This window comes from Bacillus sp. GMa5/1, assembly GCF_050172015.1.
GTDB lineage: Bacteria > Bacillota > Bacilli > Bacillales > Bacillaceae_G > Bacillus_A > Bacillus_A cereus.
Map to the genome: position 1 here is coordinate 1 of NZ_JBNLYC010000341.1, position 2,345 is coordinate 2,345.

A 2,345-nucleotide genomic window follows, 5' to 3' on the forward strand; every position below is an offset into this window, starting at 1 on the left:
ATAGTTTGGTGATGATGGCAGAGAGGTCACACCCGTTCCCATACCGAACACGGAAGTTAAGCTCTCTAGCGCCGATGGTAGTTGGGACCTTGTCCCTGTGAGAGTAGGACGTCGCCAAGCAAAAACCTAAGTCGTTTCGACTTAGGTTTTTTTGTGTTTATTTTTATTATTTTAAATTTAAAGGTAAGAATTACCTTTATAAGAATATAGTCCAGATGTAACAAGAATGTTTGTGATCTTATATAAAAAGGTTATATGAAAAGTAGCAATCTAGCTCTTTTAACATAACCTTTTGTGTTTTTAAAGGATTTTACATTAGAAAAAATCTATAATTAAGGTAGTTAACATATATTTTTGATGGGTGTGGGGGATTATGAAAGAAATATGCATGTTATTAGTGGCTGTTATATTATGGGGCACAGCCATTGCGCCAACAAAATGGGCGTTAGAATCTATTCAGCCGTTTACTTTGTTGTTTATTCGTCTTTTCTTTGCAGGTGGAATTTGTATGCTATTCTCATTTAAGCAACTACAAAAATCAGTTGTACATAAAAAAGTTCCATGGAAAAGAATGAGTTTGTTAGCTTTTACCGGTGTAGCTGGTTATTTTATGTTTACATCCTACGGTATTTCTTTAACTAGTGGATTACATGTGAGTATTATAGATGCTGCATTACCATTAGTTACAATTCTTTTTTCAGCACTCTTTTTGAAAGAGAAAATTCGATTGAATTATTGGATAGGAATTATATTGGGTGCTATAGGAGTACTCTTTATTACGATTCCATCTAAAAGTGCTAATCAAGAAGTGTCTTTAATAGGAGATATACTGATATTATTAAGTACTTTTCTATTTGCTTTCTACACAGTTGTGCTAAAACGGCCAAAACAAGAACAGTATTTATCAAACGAGGTTTTTACAACATTAACTTTAATTATTGGAGCTGTTATTCTCTTACCGTTTGCACTGGTAGAAATTTTTTATTATGGTCTCCCAAAGGTTGAAACTTGGAAAACGGGACTTAGTGTAATATACCTTGTTATTGGAGCAACAATTTTAGCATATTGGTTTTGGAATAAAGCGCTAGAGAGAGTTTCAGCATCAGTAAGCGGATTATATTTAAATGCATTACCATTAATAAGTATTGTTACTTCAATTATTCTATTAAATGAATCTCTGACATGGAGAGTAATAATGGGAGCGAGTTTAGTTTTAATCGGAGTAGGATGGGCGGATAAGCAAAAGTTATGTAATCTATTAAAAGGTAACAAGGTGGAGAATAGAGACTGTTAAACAGTATGATTTATATAATTGAAATGTTAAAAAGATACCTTATATATGAGGTATCTTTTTTATTTAGCAAAGATAATAGACTAAAGTTAGTATGGATATTCTTTGCTGTATTTATATGTGTCGAAATCATTTTGAAATATTGTTTGGACAAGTTGTATACATTCAGTATCATAAAAGCTTTCAAAAGTCGGATGACGGGGAAATAAAGGATCAGTAATATCGCCTTCGCTAAAATCCCCTTTATAAATCATGGCGGGAGTTTGATGATGCCATGATGTTGAGAACTCATTTATTGGTGCGGTTTTTAATTCGAAACGCTTTTCTAATTCTTTCATTTCCTGATCGAAGTTTTCTAAGTATATATAATTGGTCACATATTCTTCTTCACCAGCTATATATTGTTGTGTGAAATGTGGGTTAATATCACTTGCGTGAGCTCCTTTCATAAATAGATAGTATAGAAATTGTTTAAATGAGATCCCTTTGGAGGAATTTTCATCTTGATATAAAAACTTTCGGATGGGTTTCCATTCGGGATGTTCCATATAAGGAGGTCCAATTAAGGATACGAAAGAACTGACTGCTCTCCTATAAGGGTTACGAACGAGTTTAAAAGTTTCTTTTTGTTTTTCTCGTAGAGCTATTCCTAGTCGTACACTATAGGTAGGTGTACTTTTGTATATATCATATTCATAATTATGAATGAAAGGACTATAGCTTAGAGCGGTTTGTAATAAATCAATCTGGTAAAAGAACCACTTAGCAAGAGAAGTACAACCGCTTTTTTGACTCCAAAATAGAATGATTGGAAACTTCCTATGATAGTGTGGGCTTCTTGAATGGGAGCTTATGATGTGTAATAAAGAAGGGTTGAACAAGTTCTACACTCCTTTCAGTTATCTTATTGATATGTATGAGAAATAAAAGGGGGGTATGAGAGTCTTTTTTATCTTTTTAAAAAAATGAAAGATTAATATTGACTATTATTATATAGAGGTGTAATATAGGACAAGTCGCCGATGACAATAACGTCGCAAGCGACAAATGAAAT

General features: G+C 32.9%; 2 protein-coding genes and 1 rRNA gene. 2 read left to right on the forward strand and 1 reads right to left on the reverse strand.

Features of this window, described 5'->3' with window-relative positions; translation table 11 throughout:
• The first annotated feature begins 4 nt into the window (after positions 1-4).
• Together rrf and ACQGSG_RS28355 are read left to right on the forward strand one after the other, a co-directional pair.
• Positions 5-120: ribosomal RNA gene (rrf, locus tag ACQGSG_RS28350) — 5S ribosomal RNA — on the forward strand.
• A 253-nt stretch (positions 121-373) separates the two neighbouring features.
• The gene (locus ACQGSG_RS28355) at positions 374-1,294 is read left to right on the forward strand and encodes a DMT family transporter (protein WP_097814542.1); all 921 of its coding nucleotides are present in this window, start codon (positions 374-376) and stop codon (positions 1,292-1,294) included.
• Positions 1,295-1,380: 86 nt separating this feature from the next.
• Here ACQGSG_RS28355 and ACQGSG_RS28360 read toward each other — a convergent pair whose 3' ends face one another.
• Positions 1,381-2,172, reverse strand: coding sequence for a sulfotransferase family 2 domain-containing protein (locus tag ACQGSG_RS28360; protein ID WP_000483020.1), 792 nt, complete (start codon positions 2,170-2,172; stop codon positions 1,381-1,383).
• Positions 2,173-2,345 lie beyond the last annotated feature (173 nt).